The organism is Mesorhizobium sp. M5C.F.Ca.ET.164.01.1.1 (genome assembly GCF_004792125.1).
GTDB lineage: Bacteria > Pseudomonadota > Alphaproteobacteria > Rhizobiales > Rhizobiaceae > Mesorhizobium > Mesorhizobium wenxiniae.
On the sequence record NZ_SRTG01000004.1, the window covers coordinates 128,690 to 149,707 of the forward strand.

15 protein-coding genes and 1 pseudogene are annotated in these 21,018 nt (G+C 61.7%); 6 read left to right on the forward strand and 10 right to left on the reverse strand.

Features of this window, described 5'->3' with window-relative positions:
• Window positions 1–110: 110 nt before the first annotated feature.
• Complete coding sequence (gene bmt, locus EN807_RS23305) at window positions 111–1,127, reverse strand: betaine--homocysteine S-methyltransferase (RefSeq protein WP_135936845.1); 1,017 nt, start codon at window positions 1,125–1,127, stop codon at window positions 111–113.
• A gap of 89 nt (window positions 1,128–1,216) precedes the next feature.
• Entirely contained in the window at window positions 1,217–2,059 is an 843-nt protein-coding gene (locus EN807_RS23310; RefSeq protein ID WP_029351899.1) for a helix-turn-helix transcriptional regulator, read from the reverse strand.
• A 228-nt stretch (window positions 2,060–2,287) separates the two neighbouring features.
• Here EN807_RS23310 and EN807_RS23315 point away from each other — a divergent pair, with 228 nt between their 5' ends.
• Both EN807_RS23315 and EN807_RS23320 read left to right on the forward strand, forming a co-directional pair.
• Complete coding sequence (locus EN807_RS23315) at window positions 2,288–3,298, forward strand: fatty acid desaturase (protein ID WP_189522555.1); 1,011 nt, start codon at window positions 2,288–2,290, stop codon at window positions 3,296–3,298.
• Between the two features lie 84 nt (window positions 3,299–3,382).
• Window positions 3,383–4,183, forward strand: coding sequence for a PhnD/SsuA/transferrin family substrate-binding protein (locus tag EN807_RS23320; protein WP_135936846.1), 801 nt, complete (start codon window positions 3,383–3,385; stop codon window positions 4,181–4,183).
• A gap of 6 nt (window positions 4,184–4,189) precedes the next feature.
• Here EN807_RS23320 and EN807_RS23325 read toward each other — a convergent pair whose 3' ends face one another.
• From EN807_RS23325 to EN807_RS23345, 4 genes are all read right to left on the reverse strand, one after another.
• Entirely contained in the window at window positions 4,190–5,509 is a 1,320-nt protein-coding gene (locus EN807_RS23325; RefSeq protein WP_135936974.1) for a Xaa-Pro peptidase family protein, read from the reverse strand.
• A gap of 25 nt (window positions 5,510–5,534) precedes the next feature.
• Window positions 5,535–7,100, reverse strand: a complete 1,566-nt coding sequence (locus EN807_RS23330; RefSeq protein WP_189522556.1) for a glycosyltransferase family 39 protein — start codon at window positions 7,098–7,100, stop codon at window positions 5,535–5,537.
• A gap of 220 nt (window positions 7,101–7,320) precedes the next feature.
• The gene (locus tag EN807_RS23335; RefSeq protein WP_135936848.1) at window positions 7,321–9,894 is read right to left on the reverse strand and encodes an FAD-dependent oxidoreductase; all 2,574 of its coding nucleotides are present in this window, start codon (window positions 9,892–9,894) and stop codon (window positions 7,321–7,323) included.
• A 178-nt stretch (window positions 9,895–10,072) separates the two neighbouring features.
• Window positions 10,073–11,650 (reverse strand): trimethylamine methyltransferase family protein, encoded by a 1,578-nt coding sequence (locus EN807_RS23345; RefSeq protein ID WP_135936849.1) that lies wholly within the window; start codon window positions 11,648–11,650, stop codon window positions 10,073–10,075.
• 238 nt (window positions 11,651–11,888) lie between these two features.
• Between EN807_RS23345 and EN807_RS23350 the strand changes: the two genes are divergently transcribed.
• Window positions 11,889–13,049, forward strand: coding sequence for an MFS transporter (locus tag EN807_RS23350; protein ID WP_135936850.1), 1,161 nt, complete (start codon window positions 11,889–11,891; stop codon window positions 13,047–13,049).
• Here the strand turns inward: EN807_RS23350 and EN807_RS23355 are convergent.
• A complete protein-coding gene (locus EN807_RS23355) occupies window positions 13,046–13,603 on the reverse strand; it encodes a hypothetical protein (RefSeq protein WP_135936851.1) in 558 nt (185 codons plus the stop codon). The two genes, EN807_RS23350 and EN807_RS23355, sit on opposite strands and share 4 nt — an antisense overlap.
• 155 nt (window positions 13,604–13,758) lie before the next feature.
• Between EN807_RS23355 and EN807_RS23360 the strand changes: the two genes are divergently transcribed.
• Together EN807_RS23360 and EN807_RS23370 are read left to right on the forward strand one after the other, a co-directional pair.
• On the forward strand, window positions 13,759–15,822 hold the full coding sequence (locus EN807_RS23360; protein ID WP_135936852.1) for a prolyl oligopeptidase family protein: 2,064 nt from the start codon (window positions 13,759–13,761) through the stop codon (window positions 15,820–15,822).
• Between the two features lie 222 nt (window positions 15,823–16,044).
• Window positions 16,045–17,424 (forward strand): aspartate aminotransferase family protein, encoded by a 1,380-nt coding sequence (locus EN807_RS23370; protein ID WP_135936854.1) that lies wholly within the window; start codon window positions 16,045–16,047, stop codon window positions 17,422–17,424.
• 197 nt (window positions 17,425–17,621) lie between these two features.
• Here EN807_RS23370 and EN807_RS23375 read toward each other — a convergent pair whose 3' ends face one another.
• Window positions 17,622–17,927, reverse strand: a complete 306-nt coding sequence (locus EN807_RS23375) for a hypothetical protein (RefSeq protein ID WP_135936855.1) — start codon at window positions 17,925–17,927, stop codon at window positions 17,622–17,624.
• A 506-nt stretch (window positions 17,928–18,433) separates the two neighbouring features.
• Between EN807_RS23375 and EN807_RS23380 the strand changes: the two genes are divergently transcribed.
• Entirely contained in the window at window positions 18,434–19,309 is an 876-nt protein-coding gene (locus EN807_RS23380; RefSeq protein WP_189522557.1) for an SMP-30/gluconolactonase/LRE family protein, read from the forward strand.
• A 372-nt stretch (window positions 19,310–19,681) separates the two neighbouring features.
• On the opposite strand, the gene mmsB is transcribed toward EN807_RS23380, so the two are convergent.
• Both mmsB and EN807_RS23390 read right to left on the reverse strand, forming a co-directional pair.
• Entirely contained in the window at window positions 19,682–20,566 is an 885-nt protein-coding gene (mmsB, locus tag EN807_RS23385; protein WP_135936857.1) for a 3-hydroxyisobutyrate dehydrogenase, read from the reverse strand.
• 73 nt (window positions 20,567–20,639) lie between these two features.
• A pseudogene (locus EN807_RS23390) lies at window positions 20,640–21,008 on the reverse strand (four helix bundle protein).
• Window positions 21,009–21,018 lie beyond the last annotated feature (10 nt).

The following is a 21,018-nucleotide window of genomic DNA, read 5'->3' on the forward strand; positions in this document are numbered from 1 at the left end:
TGATGACGTCCGATTTTCGTCAGATGGGATCGTTCGGATAGTGGAAACCGACCCACGGGCAGGTGAGGCAGGCCGGCAGGGGAAACCTTACCGGCCTTTTTCAACATTTGTCAGGCGCGGCTGCGCCGGCGCTCGCGGCGGGCTTCGCTGGTCTCGACGGTGTTGACTGTGGCCTGCTTGTTGCGCATCGGGCCAATGCGCTCGACGATTTTTTCGATGCTCGGGCGATCCGACCGGGTATGCGCATCGAGCGCCTTGCGCATGGCGGCGAGGTGGGCGAACGAGGTGCCGCAGCAACCGCCGACGATCTTTGCGCCGGCATCGACGGCCAGCCTGACATAGTCGGCCATCAGCTCGGGCGTGCCGGAATAATGGATCTCGGCGCCGCGAAATTCCGGAATGCCGCAATTGCCCTTGACGATCACCGTTGCCTCCGGCTTCGCCTCCGTCATGTCGAGCAGCGAAGCGAGGATGTCGGAGGCGCCGACGCCGCAGTTGGCGCCGACACCGAGCGGAGCCTGCGACAAGCCATCGGCGACGCCGTGGATGTCCTTCGGCAACAGCCCCATCATGGTGCGGCCGGCGGTGTCGAAGGAGCCGGTGTAGGTATAGGGCAAGCCGACGCGGATCGCGGCTTCGGCTGCCGCGCGGATTTCGTCCGGCGCCGACATGGTCTCGATCCAGGCGACTTCGGCGCCGCCGGCTTTCAGGCCCTCGATCTGTTCGGCAAAGGCCTCGACCGCCTCGTCATAGGTCATCGCGCCGAGCGGCACCAGCAACTCGCCGGTCGGGCCGACCGAGCCCGCCACGATGACCTTGCGGCCGGCTTTATCGGCGACAGCGCGGGCGATCTCGGCGGCGCGCTTGTTCAGCGCATGCACGCGGCCTTGCGCATGGTGCAGCTTCAGCCGGTGGCGGGTGCCGCCGAAGGAGTTGGTCAGGATGATGTCAGCGCCGGCATCGACGAAGTTCTGGTGCAGACCGGTGATGGTGTCCGGCGCCGTCTCGTTCAGCAACTCTGGAGCCTCGCCGGCCTCTAGCCCCATGGCGAACAGATTGGTGCCGGTAGCGCCATCGGCAAGCAGAACGCCCTTTTCAGCAAGCAGCGCGTCAATTGGATTGGTCATTGGAAATACGCCTTCCGGGGATTCTTTGTCGAGATAAGGATATAAAGAAATCTTTATATGGCGTCAATGTCGGCGCGATAAACAAGCCGTCAAAATCGCATCTCCGCCAGCCTTTGCGTGAAGCTGGCCGCCTCATGCGCGTTGATGTCGGCGGCGCGGATCAGATTGTCGAAATGGCTGGTCAGCGTGCGGACTGGCTGGGTCGCGTTCAGCACCAGATACATGTCGCCGACATAGATGGCGGCACGATAGGGCCCGAATATGGTGTAGGGAATCGAGTAGCGCATCCGTCCGTCATAGAGAAACAGGCGGAAGGTGGGATAAAGGTCGTCGAGCAGCGTCGCCATGTGAAGAAGCTGCTGGTGGCGGTCGGCCTCAGGAAAACGGTCCCAGACGCCCAGTCCGCGCGCAAAGATCTCCAGCGTGTGGCGCGGCATGCAGACTTCCATGTCGGTTTCCGGCCGCCGGTTGTAGTCGATGCGGTACTGCGTCTCACCGGCCTGGGCCTCCCGGCTCTTGTTGGCGATACCAGCCTCGTAGTCGACGAGCGCCTCGGTGCGCAGAAGGTCGGGAATGCCGGCCGGCACGTAACGGATTTTCGTACCGGCGGCCTCGGCATGCCATCTGGCCAGCAGCGTGCGGTCGAAACCGTCGGGCGCTTCCTCGATCTCCAGGCTCTCGCGGATTTCACCGGTGACGCCTTCGTCCTGGCTGAGGCCGAGCAGCCAGTCGAGCGACACTTTGAATTCGGCGGCAATGTTGAGCAGCGTTTCGGCGCGGGGAAGGCGTGTCGAGGCGCCGGACAGCAGCTGCGAAAGCGCCGAACGATCGATGCCCACCGCCGTCGCGAAAGCGGACTGGTTCAAGTCGGATCGTGTCAGGAGCATTTTCAGGCGCTCCCGGAAGATCGTCGATAGGTCGCGTTTGTCCATATCGTCATTCCGGCCGTTGGGAGGAAAAAAATCCGCCGAATCCGTGAAAGTGGCAGTTTAGGCGTAAATGAATCCTCCAATTCGTTTACAAAATATAACATCTGCGGCTGAAAATGCGCAATCGCAACATTTTGTGCGCCTTGTCGCGTTGCAGCATCTCGATGCTCCTGACACAATGCTGTCAGGAATCAAATCGATTCCGGCGACTGGAAGGGCAGTGGTCGATCCATGACGAGCATGAATAACAGACGACGCAATGCGCCGGCCATCGAATGGCCGACCGTGGCTCTCGCGTTTTTCTGTTACGGCACCTGGCTTGCAGCCGGCCTATTCCTGTGGCCGTCCTATCCGCTGCTAGCGCTCGTCGTTCTGGCCTTGATGGCCGCGCTGCAATCCTCGCTGGCCCACGAAGTCCTGCACGGCCATCCGACTCGCAATGCGCAGCTCAACGAAGCTTTCGTCTTCCTGCCGATCGGTCTCGTCTGGCCGTTCCGTCGGTTCAAGACCATTCATTTGCGCCATCATGCCGACGAACGGCTGACCGATCCGCTTGACGATCCTGAAAGCTACTATAAGGCGCTGTGGCACCATGAAGAATTGCCGCCGGCGATGAAGTTCCTGCTGAAGATCAACAACACCATGATCGGCCGTCTCATTCTCGGCCCATGGCTGTCGTGCACCGGCTTCTTCATCGACGATGCCAAGCAGGTGCTCGCCGGCGACAAGATGATCCGAAAGGCATGGCTGCTGCACGCCGTCGGCCTCGCCGTGGTGCTGCCGGTCGTACAGTTCGGCTTCGGCGTCCCGCTATGGCTCTACATCCTGGTTCCGGTGTGGCTGGGCCAATCGCTGATCTCGATCCGCACCTTCGCAGAGCACCAATGGTCGGAGCATCCGGAAGGCCGCACGGTGATCGTCGAGCGTTCGCCGCTGTCGTTCCTGTTTCTCAACAACAATCTGCATTTCGTCCATCACAAGAGCCCGACGGTGGCTTGGTACCGGCTGCCGAAGCTGTTTCGCGAGCGCCGTGACGAGTGGCTGCGGATGAACAATGGCTACGCTTATCCGAATTATTTGGCGCTTCTCAAGGCTTATGCGTTCAAGGCGAAGGAGCCGATCGTCCACCCGGTGCTGCGGCGCACGCCGGAACCGGGCCGGGCGTTCAAGCCGCGCGTCAGAGCGCGTAGCCTCAATGGGCTCGGCAGTGCGCCGGTGCCCGCCGAGCCGCCGAAAGAATGAATTTTGTGGCATCGCCGGCGGCGATGCCTAGGTGCGCGTCGAATGGTCTCGTCAGTTTCTCAGCGTTACGATCAAAATCCCGGCATGAGCGATTTCGTTGCCGCCTTGCCGATGTACGACTGGCCCGAAATGCGGAGCGAGGTTGATGCCCAATGGGCACGGCTGCGTGATGCCTTCCGGCAAAAAGGCATAGACGCGCCGCAGACCATCGCTCGCGTCAATGCCGATTTGCGGCCCGTAGAAGGCGGCATCCGCGACGCCGCCGGAGCGGTTATCGCGCCCGATCCGGCGACGCTGCCGCCGGACGAATTGGATTTTCACGGCCTCTGGGTGCATCCGGCGCTGCTGTTCGCACAGACCTGCTGGGGTCCGATGGAACTCGGCCTGTCGAAGCATGTCCAGGTGATCGGCCAGCCGAATTACGACGCCTTCGAGGGCGGGCAGGGCGAGCTGTATTCTAGCGCCATCGTGATGCGGGTAGGTGAAGCGCCAACGGTCGGCTCACCGTCCGATGGAAGCCCATTCATCCCGATTGATATCCTGCGTGGCAAGCACTTTACCTTCAACAGCCTCGATTCCATGTCGGGCATCATCGCGCTGACGCGTGACCTAAAGGCGCTGGGCGATAGCCTTGACATCTTCTCAGAGCGCAGTGAAAGCGGTGGCCACCGAGCGTCGATCGTCGCGATCGCCGAGGGCAAGGCCGATGTCGCGGCCATCGACTGCCAGAGCTGGGCGCTGGCGCGGCGCTTCGAGCCTGTAGCGGAAGCGGTGACGGTCGTCGGTTGGACAACGCGGCGCAAGGGCCTGCCGTTCATCACCGCCAAGGCGACACCGAAGAAAATCGTGGTGGCGTTGCGCGAGGCTGTCGCGGCGCTCGCGTAAAAACAATCAGCCGCCGAGCAGCCGCTCGTCGAGCGGATAGGTCGAAAGCTGCTCGTTGCCGGTTTCGGTGATCAGGATCTGCTCCTCGATCTTGACGCCCTCGCGTCCGCCAAGCCGGCCGATATAGCTCTCGACGCAAAGCACCATGCCTGACACAAGCACGCCGTCGGGCGTGTCTTCAGTCCAGTCGATCGCATGCGGCAGCGTCGGGTATTCGTCGGCCAGGCCGACGCCGTGATAGAGCACGCCGTAGCGCGTCGGGAAACAATCGCCGGGCGGCACCGCCGAGCGTTCGACAAGGTCGCGGAAGGACATGCCCGGCTGCATCAGGCGGGTGTTGTGGGCGATCTGGTCGGCGGCGATGCGAAACAGGTCGCGTTGCTCGTTGGACGGCTCGGTGTCGCCGCAGAGCCAGGTGCGCGACAGGTCGGCGCAGAAACCATAAGGGCCGATCAGGTCGGTATCGAAAGCGACGAGATCGCCGGCTTCGATCGTTCTCGACGAGCATTCCTGGAACCACGGATTGGTGCGCGGGCCTGACGTCAAAAGCCGGGTTTCGACCCATTCGCCGCCACGCGCAATGTTGCCGCGGTGGAGTTCGGCCCACAATTCGTTTTCGGAAATGCCTGGCCTCAATGCTGCTTCCATCTCGCCCATTGCCGCCTGGCAAGCGACGATCGACCGGCGCATGGCCAGGATTTCGTCGGGCGATTTGATTACACGCGCATTTTCCATCAGCGCTTCGCCATTGCCGATCGAGATGCCGAGGCGGGCGAGCTCTTCGACACCCTCGGGATTGATGTGATCGACGGCGATACGACTGATACCGCCGCCATGCTCTTTCACCAGATCGGCGATGCCGGCAGCCCAGCGGCGGGCCTTTTGCTCGGTCAACTCGCCGCTGTAGAGATACATCCACGACACTGCCGGCCGAACCTCGTCGACGATGCCGGAGTGGTCGGAAAGGTGCCCGCAGGAAAAATAGTCGAACAGCACCACCGGGCCTTCGGTGGCAACGAAACAATGCCTTGTCGGGTTGTGCGCGACCCAGAGCTGCATGTTGGTCGAGTCGGTCGCATAGCGGATGTTAATCGGATCGTAGAGCAGGGCTCCCGCATAGTCGCGGCGCTTCAGCTCGGCGCGGATGCGGTCGAGCCGGTATTGACGCATGGCAGGCAGGTTGGGGGCAGCAATGCCGGCGGCGTGCCACTCGGCTTCCGCCAGTGCGCCATAGCCAAGCACATGCTGGTTGAGCTCAGCGGCCTTTTGCCGCGACTTCAGGCGCAACGCATCGATGGAGCCTTCTTCGTCCGGCTCGAACGGCATGATCTTGCGATGACGAGGAGGTCGATCAGTCGGGTTCCTGTCCACCCTCGGCTCCTTTGCTAACGCCTTCGTCGGGCGCTGTGGCTTTTTCCGCAGCCGTTTTCTTCAATCTTATGTAGGCGCCGGGCCGGGCAGGCCTGTCCGTGCCAGGCAATAGCGGAACCATGATTTGCCTTGTCTGGCCATCCGGCTCATAGCCGGCTTTTTTGAGCTGCTCCAAAATGACCGGCCGCGGATCGTCGCGGTCGAGCCAGACGAGTACAGCCGGCTCTTGCACCAACCTGTCGAAATTCGGCACTTCCTGGTCAAGCGCGACCAATTTTTCGTCGACCAACCGCAGATTTCCGACCCATGCACCGTCGGATATTGCGGTTTTCACCGGCCCGTCGGCAGTCAGCTGGCGATAGAGGGCCGGGTAATCCACCCGGATCATCCGCGAGAGACCACTGGTCCCGTTTATCTGGAAGTACCAAGTGGCGGGCGCGAGCAGAACGGCGATGATCGCTCCGGCCGCGATCACCAGGAGCTGGGCGTCCCTGCCGCGTGGTGAAAGTCGTTCCATATAGGCGGCCATCGCCAGCGGCAAGATGACCAGAACCGGCACCAGCCAACGGGCCTTGACCTCGGTCACGCCGGTGGCCAGCACAAGTGTCGCCAGCATGGCCAGGCCGAGCGCCAAGGTGCGCCACAAGAGAACTTCCCTGGTCGGAGCTTTGGGGTGACGCTCGGAGAAACGAAACCCCGTCAGCGCGAAAGCCAGCGCGGAAACCAACACCGGCAAGACAGCGAAATTGAAGGTCGCCATGATAAACTTGCCGGCGCCGGTGGCCGCGGCCGTCATGCGCCGCTGCTGTAGGTCTATTCCGAACTTCTCGCCTCTCGCCAGCAAATCCGCAGGATGCATGAGGCTCCAATATGTGGTTGGCGCCAGCACCAATATCGCGACGGCAACGCTGATTGCGAATTTCGGATCGAGGATCGCGCCGCGCAACTCGCGCAGCGACAACACCGCCGCAACAAGGGCTAACACCAGGAATACGTCGTTGTATTTGGCAAGAATTGCCGCAGCCGTTGCCAATCCAAACAGCGCATAGGCGATCACGCTTCGCCGCTCGATCAGATTAGCCATCGCGAGCAGGAGCAGTGCGCAAAAGCCGACAACGGCGACCGAATGCGACAAGGCCCGCTGCGATTCCCAGGCGATTTGCGGGATTGTGAAAAGCCCGAGCATGGCCGCCGCTGCCGTCGCTTTCGTGTAGCCAAACCGCCGCATGGCGGCGAACACACTGCAGGCGGCGAGGAACAGCACGGAGTATTTGACGAGCTTCAGCGTGAAAATATTGGTGCCGAAAAGTTGCGCGGCCAACCAGTTGATCCATGTATAGAGAGGCGGTTGCGAGCCGCCATATCCAGCCCAAAGATATGGAAGATAAATCAGTTGCTCCGCGTCATCGACGCCGACGCCAGTTCCTGCCCAAGTGGCCAGAATGGATAATATGACGGTTTGCAAGGCCAGATAAGCGGCGACCATGACGATCGCCGCCGGGAAGGGGCCGATCCTGCTCTCGGCAAGCCATTCGTCCCATTTCATGGAATACTTCAACGAGTTCTCATCGCCCGTGCCAGTTGCCGCCGGCTCCGCTAGCACGAAGGCCATGCCCCGCACAATGTGGCAGCCCTGATCGCTTCCGGGGCGGCGGGCTTCAACTCGAATCGTACCGCCCCTCCAGCTTCTTGGTTAAGCATCGGACTTCTCCAAAATCGATCGCACCCCGGGTCGGGCCGGAGGGCAGGCCTTTGGGTGCGGTGCTCTAGGTCCGCATCTTTTCGCCGCTCGGGTCGAAAGGCGGCTCAACATTGATGCGGGCCGGGCGCCGGCTTCCGAGGATTTCGATCTCGAACAGTCCGGCGCTCTCTTCCCCGGCTAACGCGGCTGGCACATAGCCTTGCGCCATCGATTTCTGGACGTAATGGGCATAGCCGCCGGAGGTGACCCAGCCGACCACGCGCCAGTCGCCATCGACGATGCCGCGCACGGCCGAAGCGCCTTCCGCGGCCCTGGAGCCGCGCACTTCCTTGCCGTCCGTATCGAAACGCGGCGCACCATAGCCGTGCGGCTTTTCCACCGTGCCGTAGTCCCTGCCGCCGACCTTGGCCCAGATCGGTTCGTCGCCCATGACATCGGCGTCCGCGGCATCGACGATGAAAGAGACACGGCGCAGTTTTGGCCCTTCTGCCTGCTCCCTGGCTGCCGCTTCGCGTCCGATGAAGTCGTTCTTCTCCAGCTTGACGAAGCGGTCCATCGCGCCTTCGAACGGCCCGTAGATTGGGCGCAGTTCGCGGAACCAGGTCGGGAAATTCTTCTCCAGTCGCATCGACAGCAGGGCGCGCATGCCGAAATCGACGAGGCCAAACTCTTCGCCGGCATCCTTGATCGCCTTGTAGACGAGGCGCTGGTATGCCGGCGCCATCCAGATTTCGTAACCGAGATCGCCGGTATAGGTGATGCGATTGACCATGCAGGGCGCACCGCCAACCGCCATCTCGCGGAAGTCCATGAAGCGGAAAGCCTTGGTCGAAACGTCCACGTCAACAAGCTTCTGCAGCAGATCGCGCGATTTCGGCCCGGCGATCGAGAGGCCGACCAGCGTCTGGTCGAAGCGGTGGATGCGGACGCTACCATCCTTCGGAAGGTGCTTCTCGAACCAGCGCATATGATATTTCTGCGCCGCCGACGAGCTCCAGATCATGAAGCGGTCGTCTCCGGCCTTGGCGATGGTGAAGTCGCCGATCAGCCTGCCGAACTCGTTGAGCATCGGGGTCAGCACGATGCGGCCGGTCTTCGGCATGCGGTTGGTCATCAGCCGGTTGAGGAAATCCTCTGCTGCCGGCCCGGAGACTTCGTATTTGGCGAAGTTGGCGATCTCGGTGACGCCGACCTTCTCGCGGGTCGCACGCACTTCCTCGCCGATCGGGCCGAAATCGTTGGAGCGATGGAAGGAAACGATGTCCTTCGGCTCCGTGCCTTTCGGTGCGAACCAGAGCGGGGTTTCGAGGCCCCAGCTATCGCCCATGACGGCGTTTTTGGCCAGCATCGTGTCGTAGAGTGGCGTCGTTTGCGCCGGGCGCGCGGCCGGCAATTCCTCGTTGGGAAAGCGGATGGAGAAACGGCGCGAATAGTTTTCGCGCACCTTGGCATTGGTGTAGCGCAGCGTCGCCCATTCGCCGAAGCGCGCGACGTCCATGCCCCAGACGTCGAAGCCGGGATCGCCATGAACCATCCAGTTCGACAATGCCAGCCCGACGCCGCCGCCCTGCGAGAAACCGGCCATGACGGCGCAGGCGCACCAGAAATTGGTCAGGCCCTGCACCGGGCCGACCAGCGGGTTGCCGTCCAGCGCGAAGGTGAAGGGACCGTTGATGATCTGCTTGATGCCGGCCTTCTCAATGCCGGGAAAATGCTTGAAGCCGATCTCCAGCGACGGCGCGATGCGGTCGATGTCGGGCTGCAGCAGCTCATGGCCGAAATCCCACGGCGTGTTGACCGGAGACCACGGCTTACAGGCCTTTTCATAGGTGCCGAGCAGGATGCCGTTGCGTTCCTGGCGGGTGTAGATTTCGCCCTTGAAGTCCATCACGCCGATCATCTCGCGGCCGGTCGACCTGTTGAATTCCTCGACCTCCGGCATCGGCTCGGTCAGGAGGTACATGTGCTCCATGGCCAGCAGCGGCAGCTCGACACCGACCATGCGGCCGATCTCGCGCGCCCACAGGCCGCCGCAGTTGACGACATGCTCGGCCTGGACCGTGCCTTGTTCGGTGACGACGTTCCAAGTGCCGTCGATTTCCTGCGTCAGCTCGACGACGCGGTTGCGCAGCACGATCTCGGCGCCGAGCTTCCTGGCCGCCTTGGCGTAGGCGTGGGTGGTGCCGGAAGGGTCGAGATGGCCTTCGACCGGATCCCACATGGCGCCGACGAAATTCGTCTCGTCCATCAGCGGGAACATCGCCTTGGCCTCTGACGGCGTGATCAGCTCGGTGTCCATGCCGAGATAGCGGCCCTTGGCGTGAGCAAGGCGCAGGAAGTCCATGCGCTCGGGCGTGTCGGCCATCATCACGCCGCCGGTCAGGTGCAGCGAACAGGACTGGCCGGAAAGTTCTTCGATCTCCCTGTAGAGCTGCACCGTATAGGCCTGCAGCTTGGCGACGTTGGGATCGCCGTTGAGCGTATGGAAACCGCCCGCCGCATGCCAGGACGAGCCGGAGGTGAGCTCCGAGCGCTCGATCAGCATGATGTCGGTCCAGCCGGCCTTGGCCAGATGGTAGAGCACCGAGCAGCCGACGACGCCGCCGCCGATGACAACCGCTTTTGCATGAGATTTCATGAAGATAGTTCCGTTTTTGAAGAGATTGAATCGAGTGAGCGGGGGGTGAACACAAAGCGGAGAAGGGCGCCGGCTGGAATGATCTCACGCCCTCCCTCTACCCTGTCGACCGGGGGAGAGGTGTCGGGTGACGCTCGACGGAGTGGCGGTCGACTGTTCATCAAACCAATACGGATATTTAAAAATCGGTCGGCGCGCCGCCTTCGGACCGGCGTTTGTCGACGAAGGCGTTGAGCTCCTCGCGGACAGCCGGGTCCATATACGGCTCTTCATAGGAGGCCAACCGCTCTTTCCAGACCCGATTGGCCTTTTCGAGAGCCGTCGGCGATCCGGCTTCCGCCCAGGTCTCGAAATTGCGCCAGTCGGAGATGATAGGCGAATAGAAAGCGGTCTTGTAGCGGTCCTGGGTATGCTGGGTGCCGAAGAAATGGCCGCCCGGACCGACGGACTGGATTGCGTCGAAGCCGAGGGCCTCCTCGGAGAAGTCGAGCGGCGTCAGGAACTCGGCCACCATCTGCAGCAGATCGATGTCCAGAATGGTCTTCTCGTAGGAGCAGCGCAGGCCGCCTTCCAGCCAGCCGGCCGCATGCATCATCAGATTGCCGCCGCCCTGGATGGCGCCCCACAGCGAGAACACGCTTTCATAGGCCGCCTGCGCGTCGACCGTGTTGGCGGCGCAGGTGTTGGAGGTGCGGTAAGGGATGTTGTAGCGGCGGGCGAGCTGGCCGCCGACCAATTGCGCCTTCATATATTCCGGCGTGCCGAAGGCCGGCGCGCCGGACTTCATGTCGACGTTGGAGGTGAAACCGCCATAGCCGACGGGCGCGCCCTTGCGCACCATCTGAGCGAAGGCAATGCCGGACAGCGCTTCGGCATTCTGCTGCACCAGCGCGCCGGCGATGGTCACCGGCGCCATGGCGCCCGACAGGGTGAACGGCGTCACGATGACGACCTGGCCCTTGCTCGACATCTGGATGATGCCTTCCATCATCGGTACGTCGAGCTTGAGCGGCGAATTGGTGTTGATGATCGTGAACACCGATGGCTCCTCGAGAAGCTGTTGGTCGCTGATGCCGCGCGCGATCCTGGTGATCTCGATGCCGTCGACATTGCGCTCCTTGCCGAGCGAATAGATGTGGAACACCTTGTCGGTTAGCACGCTCAGATCGCGGATGCATTCGAGGTGCCGGACGGACGGATGGATGTCGATCGGCTCGACCGGATAGCCGCCCGTGCAGTTCAGGATGTTGTGCATCTGCGCAAGCTTGAGGAAGTTGCGGTAGTCCTGCTGATTGCCCGGCCGGCGGCCGCGGTCGATGTCGGAACAATTGGGCGCCGACGCCATCATCGAGATGATCAGATTGTCACCGCCGAAGCGGACATTGTGCGCCGGATTGCGGGCATGGAGGGTGAATTCCGACGGGCAGTGGGAAACCAGCTCGAGGATCATGTCGCTGTCGAAGCGCACCCGCTCGCTGCCTTCGCGGACATCCGCGCCGTGCGCCTTCATGATGCGCCTTGCCTCTTCGTGCAGCACGTCGACGCCGATTTCCCGCAGCACGCGCAGCGAGGCGAGGTGGATCGATTCCAGCTCGTCGTCGGAGACCAGCTTCGTCGGCGTCAGCGGGATTTTCAGCTGACGGAAAGGCGGCTGCTCGAACGCTGCCGATCCGCTGGCGCGCTTTCCCGCGCGGCCGCCGCGACGGGCGCGGTCGTTTGCCAATGCCGGTTCGGCGGGATGAAGGGCGGCGGTCATGATAGTCCTCGTAGCTGCGATAAGTGCGGCGGCATAATGGACCGCCGGCCGTCCCGCCATTGCGGAGGCGGCGACCACTAGGACGAGGGAAGCGACATGACAGCTCCCGGGCTGAAGGCAGCCGACTGGATCACCGGCTTTTGATCTCCTCAGGCTGGCGCAAGCGGTTTTCGTTACCGGTGCTTCCCGGCGCGCTGCTGAAACGCTAATCGTGCAGGTTTCCCTATTGGTGCGGATCATGGACCTGGCGGAAGAGAACAGCGGCGAGACAATGCAGTGGGCGGCGATCACCGGCGTGATCGCCACCGTTTCGGTGTTCGCCATCGCGCAGGGGCTGAGCTATCCGCTGTTGAGCTTCATCCTGCAGCGCCAGGGCGTCTCGCCGGCCATGATCGGCCTCTCGGCGGCAATGACGCCGGTCGGCTTTATCGTCTCGTCGCCGCTGATCCCGGCGCTGGCGCGCCGGTTCGGGGCGGGGCGCACGGCGCTCACCTGCGCAGCTCTTTCCGCGATCATGCTGGCGCTGATCGGCTGGACGCAAAATGTCTATCTATGGTTCCCGCTGCGCTTCCTGATCGGCGTAGTGACCAATCCACTCTATGTGCTGAGCGAGATCTGGGTGATCGCGTTGGCGCCGCCGTTGCGCCGCGGCCGCGTGATGGGGGTCTATTCCACAGTCATTTCGGCTGGTTTCGCCGCCGGCCCGCTGTGCCTGCTAGCGGTCGGCACCGAAGGCTGGCCGCCGTTTCTCGTCGGCATCGCCGCATTCGTCTTTTGCGGCGCCTGCCTGGCGCTGGTGCTGGGGCGGCTGCCGAAGGTTGACGAGGCCGGGCACCAGGTTTCGGTCATGGGATTCATGCCTCTGGCATGGCTGCTGTTGTCGGCGGTCGTCGTGGCCGCCGGTTTCGAACAGGCGGTGCTGGCACTGCTGCCGGTCTACGGAGCGCATTACAGCATTGAGGAAACCCGCATGTCGGCGCTGCTGTCGATGATGATCGCCGGCAATATCGCCATGCAGGTGCCGCTCGGCCTGCTGGCGGAACGGCTGACGGCGCGTCTGGTCCGATTCATCTGTGTATCGCTAACGCTGCTCGGATGCGTGCTGCTGCCGGTTCTCATCGAGACGCCGCTGATCTGGCCATGCGTCTTTATCTGGGGTGCGGTCTCCTACGGCATATACACGATGTCGATCATCGAGCTTGGCGAGCGGTTCACCGGCTCGGCACTGGTCGCCGGCAACGCCGCCTTCTCGCTGATGTGGGGCGTCGGCGGCATCGCCGTACCGCCGCTGGCGGGCGGTGCCATGGATATTCTCGGTGCGGACGGCCTGCCGATCACGCTCGGCGCCATTTGCCTGGCGTTGGCGGTCACAACCGTATTGCGGGGGCGAGCAGTCTAATCCAATTGCGGGGTGCCTTCATTTCCTTGCCATCTGGAAATCGCCCATAAATCACAATTGGCGTGGTATTCAGAGGGATGCATCCCCCGTAGATGGTCTCGAATTTCAACGGCACGATCAAAGTCGGGTATCAATCCAACGTCAGACAGTTCCGTGTTCGCAAACACGTCAGGAAATCCTCCGCAGTTGGTCAAAGCGCTTATGGAGACGTCTTGATCCAACAAGTCGTAGCCCAGGAAGGTAAATCCGTTCCAGTCGAGTGAACGCACGTCAACCGATGGTCTTCGGATCACATTGAGGACATTCAAGTCGCCCGGATCCGCCAACTCCGAAAGGAGGAAGTCCAGGTCCACAAAGAAATCGAGCATGTAGTCCTCGTTAACAATATGGGGCCAGTAGCTGTCCTTTACCTCTCCCAGGGCGACCGGCCCGAGCATTCCATCGAGTGAAATGACCTCGCTTAATTGGGTGAGGCCGGACCAGTTGATGTACATGGTCCACGCAGTGCCGCTGAAAGGACCGAACTTCTCTTTCGCAATGTACAGATGTTGCATGAGTTCCCTCGTGGCCTGCGGGCGGCAGGAGGCCCCACCTTAGAGCGGCCAACAGCGCAACGGCTCGTTTTGCGCGTTCCAAGTTGAATATGGGTCGTGGCAAGACGATGTTTGCGACACCGAGCCTTGATGAATTTATCGGAGACCATTTGACGATGTCGAACACAAAGACGCAGGCGAATTCGGCGGACGAAGATCCCTTTCTCTGGCTGGAGGACAGGACAGGCAAGCAAGCGCTCGACTGGGTTCACCGTCAGAACGAGGCTACAACAGGTGAATTGCAGGGTGATCCGTCCTACCAGGCCTACTTCCAAACCGCGCTCGACCTGATGACGGCCGAAGACAACATTGCGGTCGGCTCTGCGCTCAACGGCCACGTCTACAATTTCTGGCAGGACAAGACCAACGTGCTTGGCCTCTGGCGGCGCACGACGGTCGCTTCCTACAAGACCGAAAAGCCGGATTGGGACACGGTCATCGACTTCGACCGTCTTTCGGCCAAAGAGGGCGTGAAATGGGTGTTCAGCGGCGCCAGCCGGCTTTACCCCGACTTCAGCCGCTGCCTGCTCAGCCTGTCGCCGGATGGCGGCGACGCCAGTGAGATGCGCGAATTCGACATCGACACCAAGTCCTTTGTCGAGGGCGGCTTTCGTGCTCCTGCCTCGAAGTCGGGCTTCAGCTGGCTGGACAAGGACACGGTCATCGTCTCGGCTGCCTTCGAAGAGGACGAAAAAACCCAGTCCGGTTATCCGCGCGTGGTTAAGCTTTGGCAGCGCGGCACCAGGCTGGAGGATGCGACGCCGATCTTCGAGGCGCAGAAGCAGGATCTCGCCGCCGGCGGTTCCCTCGAGTTCGACGGCGACAAGCGGCATCTGTTCCTGACCCGGACGCTCGATTTCTTCGCCTCGCACAGCTTTCTGCGTATGCCATCCGGCGAAAACCGGCGCGTCCCGCTGCCGGACGACGTCACCGACACGGCGCTGTTCAGGGATCAGTTTGTCTTTGGGGTGCGCAGCTCGTGGACGGCGCCGGACGGCACGCTGTGCAAACCTGATGGCCTCTATTCGCTGGACTTCGCGCGCTGGATCGAAACCAGTGCATTGGGACCTGTCGAAACCGTGCTCGAGCCGGCGGATCGTGTCTCGATCGCTGGCATCGCCCGCACGCAGGACCGGTTGTTCATCAATCTGATGGACAATGTGCGCGGCGAGGTCGTCGCCTGCGATCGCAGCGGCAGCGGCTGGTCACTGGAGCCGGTAGCCTTACCTGAAAACGGCAATGTCGGCATCAGCCACGCCGAGCGTTTCGGCTCCAGCGTCTCCTTCTCCTTCACCGACTTCCTGACGCCGAGCTCGATCATCTGGTCGGACGACAATGCTGCCACGCTGGCAACGGTGAAATCGCAGCCGGCGCGCTTCGACGCGTCGTCGCTTGTCTCGGAACAGTTCGAGGCGCGCTCGAAAGACGGCACCATGATCCCTTACTTCGTCGTCAGGCGACGTGATCAGAACGGGCCGGTGCCGACGCTGCTTTACGGCTATGGCGGCTTCGAAGTGCCGCTGTTGCCAGGCTATGCCGGCGTGCGCGGCCGGCTGTGGCTGGAAAAAGGCAATGCCTATGTGCAGGCCAATATCCGCGGCGGCGGCGAGTTCGGCCCGAACTGGCACCAGGCCGCGCTCAAGGCCAATCGCCAGAATGCCTTCGACGATTTCGCCGCGGTCGCGCAAGACTTGGTGAAACGCGGCATCGCCACGCCGGCGATGCTCGGCATCCAGGGCGGCTCGAATGGCGGCCTGCTGACCGGCGTTTCGCTGACCCAGCACCCGGAGCTTTTCGGTGCGGTGATCATCGACGTGCCGCTGCTCGACATGCTGCGCTACACCGAGCTGCCGCCTGGCGCATCCTGGATGGCCGAGTATGGCGATCCGGCGAAGCCGGAAGAGGCCGCGTGGCTGGCCGCCTACTCACCTTATCAGCATGTCGAGACCGATGCGGCCTACCCGCCGGTCCTGCTGACGACGTCGACCGCCGACGACCGGGTCCATCCCGGCCATGCGCGCAAGATGGCCGGGCGGCTGCAGGCTGCCGGCCACGCGAAGACGCTGTTCTTCGAGGAGACCGAGGGCGGCCATGGCGGGCGTGGTGATCGCCGGCCCCAAGCAGCACAGGCGGCGATGAAGTATGTCTTCTTGCAACGGGCGCTGAACGGAACGGCTTGAACGGAACGGCTTGAACTGATCGCATCAGGCGGCATAAGGTGCAGCCCATGGCTCGGATGAAGACATGTCGCGCATTTGGGGTGGCGGTGACGCCGTCGCCGCGCACGCTTCGCGCCGAGCTTTTGCGGCTTTGCGCCCGCATCGGCTATTCGCCGCCCACTTTCCCCTAGCGAATCCGCCCCGGCAACAATTGCCGGATTGGTTCAAGAGGAAAGATCAGACATGACCTATCAGAATTATTCGCTGAAGCAGCTTCAGCAGATCGATGCTGCGCATCACCTTCATCCGTTCACCGATCACAAGGAGATGCGCGAGGCCGGCTCACGCATCATCACCCACGCCAACGGGCCGTTCATCTACGATTCCGAAGGGACGGAAATCCTCGACGGCATGGCCGGGCTGTGGTGCGTCAATGTCGGTTACGGCCGCGATGAACTGGCCGACGCAGCTTACGCCCAAATGAAGGAACTGCCCTACTACAATTCCTTCTTCAAATGCTCGACACCGACACCGGTGCTGCTGGCCAAAAAGCTGGCGGAACTGGCGCCGAAGCACGTCAATCAGGTCATCTACGGCTCGTCCGGTTCGGAGGCCAATGACACGGCGCTGCGGTTGGTCCGCCACTATTGGGCGCTGGAAGGCAAGCCGGAGAAGAACCGCATCATCTCGCGCAGGACGGCGTATCACGGCTCGACCATCGCCGGCACCTCGCTGGGCGGCATGGAGCCGATGCACAAACAGCTCAACGGCGCGGTTCCCAACATCGTCCATGTGATGATGCCTTATGCCTATGAGCTGGCTCTGCCCGGCGAAAGCGACCATGACTTCGGCCTGCGCGCGGCCAAGGCCGTCGAGGATACCATCCTCGAAGCCGGCGCCGACAAGGTCGCCGCCTTCATCGGCGAGCCGGTGATGGGGGCAGGCGGCGTGAAAATACCGCCGATGAGCTATTGGCCGGAAGTGCAGCGCATCTGCCGCAAATACGATGTCCTCCTGATGCTGGACGAGGTCATCACCGGCTATGGCCGCACCGGCGAGTGGTTCGCAGCTCAGACCTTCGGCATCGAGCCCAATACCATCACCACCGCCAAGGCGTTGACCTCCGGTTATCAGCCGCTGTCGGCCCTGCTGGTCGGCGACCGCGTCGCGGCGACGCTGGTCGAGAAGGGCGGCGAGTTCAACCACGGTTACACTTACTCCGGGCACCCTGTGGCCTGCGCCGTGGCGCTGAAGAACCTCGAGATCATGGAGCGTGAAGGTCTGGTCGATCGGGTCAAGAACGACACCGGACCCTATTTCGCCAAGGCGTTGCAGGAGCACATTGGCGGTCACAATCTGGTCGGCGAGGTGCGCTCGATCGGGCTGATGGGGGCAATCGAGATTGTCAGGGACAAGGCGACCAAGGAGCGCTTCCTGCCGGCCGGGAGCGCGGCCGTGATCGTCCGCGACCACGCAATTGCCCAGGGCATGATGCTGCGCGCCACCGGCGACACGATGATCCTGTCGCCGCCGCTGATCTGGACGCGCGAGACGATCGACATGGCCTGCGACCGCATCGCCAAGGCGCTTGATCTGGCGCAAGCGGATTTGCGCGAGCGGTAAGATAGACCGATCGCCGGGCATCCTCCAGTCGGACGCCCGGCGTTTGAATGCCGCATTCTGCCGAAGAGTTCGCCAGGCGAGGTCGGTCGTGAGCGCGGCAGGTCTCCTACACCCTGGAGGAGCCGCTCACCAAGGGCTGCTACGAGGCGATCGCTTCGTCCATCGCCGCGATTTACCTTGTCCGTCAGGACCTGTGTTTACCTGCCCTGGTTGTCGGCCGTTGCGTCGGTGCTGCTACGCTGGGCGTTAGCGCCGTCGCTCTGTTGTTCGGCCCACCCGCCCGGACCGGTCGGAAAGCTCGGCTCTCCTTCCGCCTCTAGGCTCTCGTGGAATTCATTGGCAGGTCTTCCTGGGTATTCGCGGCCGCTCGACAGGTGCCCTTGATGAGCGGGATGGAGCCCTGCGTCGTCGTTGCGGGCATGGTCCGGCGGTTCGGCATAGGCTGCCGTGGCAAACACCGATCCGGCGCCGATGAAGAGCGCAAATGCGAGAACGTGCTTCATTGTGCTGTCCTCCGGTATTGAAACCAAGATGCAGATAGAGCCCATCCAGGCTGTGTGAAGGGCAGCTTGGAATGAAATTGATTAAGGGGCAGCACCTGCACATCCCCGGCCGTACGGTATGGCTTGCCCGATTTCGGCAATATCGACGATCCGAGCCTCGAGCCGATGATGCCTTCGGCGAACCGCATCGGCCGTCCGCGCAAGCGACAGGCTGGCGTTTCGATTAGGCGTCGCTTTCGAACACCAGCCTCTCGCGCGCCGCCCGAGTACAGCGTCATGGGATGTGCGGAGTGCTTTTCATCCGCATTACGGCTCCAAGAACAGTTGACGTTGGAACTGCCATTCATCTGGGGAATTGTAAAGTTGGCGAGGCTAAGCAGAAATTGCTTGGCAAACGAACCTGTCAGAGCAATCGAAGCGTCAACCGTAAGCTTTTCAAGATCGCCTGCGCAATTTTCGGTTGCGCTTTACATAATAGGTCAAAAAAACAACCTAGGGAGGCTATCATGATCAGGATTCAGTCAGTTCTATTTTCTATTCTCCTACTAGGAGTGGCAGGCTCACCCGCGACAGCGGAGGAGGTCTGGTCGCTTGACGGCTTAAAGGCCCCCGAGAGCGTACTTTTCGACACCAAGCGGAACGTCTTCTACGTTTCCAACATTGTTGGCGAGCCCGCCGGCAAGGATGGAGTCGGATACCTTTCGAAAGTTTCGCCTGACGGAAAGTTGCAGACAGCCGAATGGGTGACCGGGTTTAATGCGCCCAAGGGATTGGTGATGCAAGGCGATACGCTTTTCGTCACCGACATCGATCGGCTTATGGCCGTCAACGTCGAGAGCGGTCAGATCACCGGAACGTGGCCCGCAGAAGGCGCTCAGTTCCTCAATGACCCCGCCGTCGACGAGGCGGGTCGCGTCTTTGCTTCCGACATGCTGGCGAACAGGATTTATGTTCTGGACAATGATGCTCTCACCGTCTGGCTTGAGAGCGAGGATCTCCTGCATCCGAACGGTCTGCGCGTCGAAGACGGTCGCCTCCTCGTCGCCGGCTGGGGTCGCGATATCCAGCCGGATTTTTCGTCCAAGACACCCGGCCATCTGATCGCGATCGACCTGAACACGAAGGCTATCTCTGACATCGGGTCCGGCGAGCCTGTTGGAAATCTAGATGGTCTAGAACCGGACGGAACAGGAAATTGGCTCGTTACGGATTGGGTCGCAGGGGCGCTCTTTCGCATTCATCCGGATGGAAAAGTCGAGCAGCTGATGGACCTCAATCAAGGCAGCGCCGATCTGGAATTCCTGGAAGAAAAGAAGCTGGCAATCATCCCGATGATGATGGACGGCAAACTGGTCGCAACTCGATTGGATGGAGCAACTTGAGAAGAGGCTAGCATAGTCCTCTCCCCGATTGGCCGTACAGGGTCATGACTTGCACTATCGAAGGGCCGCATCAGCGGCCCTTTTCACATCTGTGCCAGCTCTTGCGCGATGCCGTTCCGAAACGCAAAAACCGCGCTCCATCGGGAACGCGGCTTTGCCAGATACGCATGGCGCTTCGCCAACAGAACACTTGCGAAACTTACGGGCTCCGGGACGCGAGACCTGATCCGGAGCGCCGGGCGGATGCGATATGCCGCCTCGCACTCCGTTCTACAGGGACATCGTTACCGGGTGGTTATCGATAGTTTAAGCAAATCTAAATTTCCGATGTTTCTCTTTGCCGGGAACGGAAAAGCCCGTCGAGGCTTAAAATTACGCCGGGATACCGCGCAGGAAATTTATGATGCCGGAAAAATCGGCACCGGCATGTCCCTGGGCGTTGAACAGCGCATAAAGCTGGGCGGCCTCGGCGCCCAGCGGCGTCACCGCACCGGCACTTTGCGCGGCTTCCTGCGACAGTTTCAGGTCCTTCAGCATCAGTGCTGCGGCAAATCCCGGCCTGTAGCCATTGTTGGCCGGCGATGTCGGCACCGGGCCGGGCACCGGGCAATAGGTGGTCAGCGACCAGCACTGGCCCGACGAGTTCGAGGCGACGTCGAACAGCGCCTGATGCGACAGGCCGAGCTTTTCCGCCAGAACGAAGGCTTCGGCGACGCCGATCATCGAAATGCCGAGGATCATGTTGTTGCAGATCTTTGCCGCCTGTCCGGCGCCGTCATCGCCGCAATGGACGATGCGGCCGGCCATCGGCTTCAGGATGGGTTCGGCCTTGGCGAATGCGTCCTTCGAGCCCCCGGCCATGAAGGTCAGCGTGCCGGCTGCGGCGCCGCCGGTGCCGCCGGAAACCGGCGCGTCGATCGACAGCAGCTTATGTTTGGCGGCAATGGCGTGGGCTTTTCGTGCCGATTCGACGTCGATGGTCGAGGAATCGATGAACAGCGCGCCTTTTTTCGCCTTGGGCGCGATGTCCTCATAGACCGACAGGACATGCCTGCCGGCCGGCAGCATAGTGATGACCACATCGGCCTCTTTCACTGCGGCAACAGCATTGGCCATGACGACGACGCCATGCTCCTTGGCGATGACGAGATTCTCCGGCATCAGGTCGAAGCCGTGCACGGCATATCCAGCCTTGACGAGATTGGCGGCCATCGGGTTGCCCATATTGCCGAGGCCGATGAAGGCGATGGTGGTCATAATGGCGCTCCATGATCTGGGTTAGGCAATAGGGCAGTAGGCGGTAGGCGGTAGGCGGTAGGCGGTAGGCAGTCTATTCGGGCGCAAGTTTGATAATAAGTTGGCGAAGCATTTTTCCGATGCCCTCGGTCGCTAGCAGCATGTGATAAGCTTAATTGTGCGTGGCAAGGCCAATGCGTTCAGCAATCTGGAGGTGTGTCTCGAACTCCTTCAGCGAGCCTTGGGCTATCCTGAGAAATTGCTGATAAGAGCCTGTGTTGTCTCGGCCATAACCTTCCGCGATGTTCGCCGGGATAGAATTTGCCGAGCGGCGGATTTGGCTAGTCAACCCATACAATTCCTCCTTTGGCCATGCCTTGGTCAAGGAGGAGGTGGCGACGGCCAGATCCATCGCCTGCTGCCATACGATTAGATCCTTGTACGAATTGATCTTGCCGGCCATCTTTTGCCTA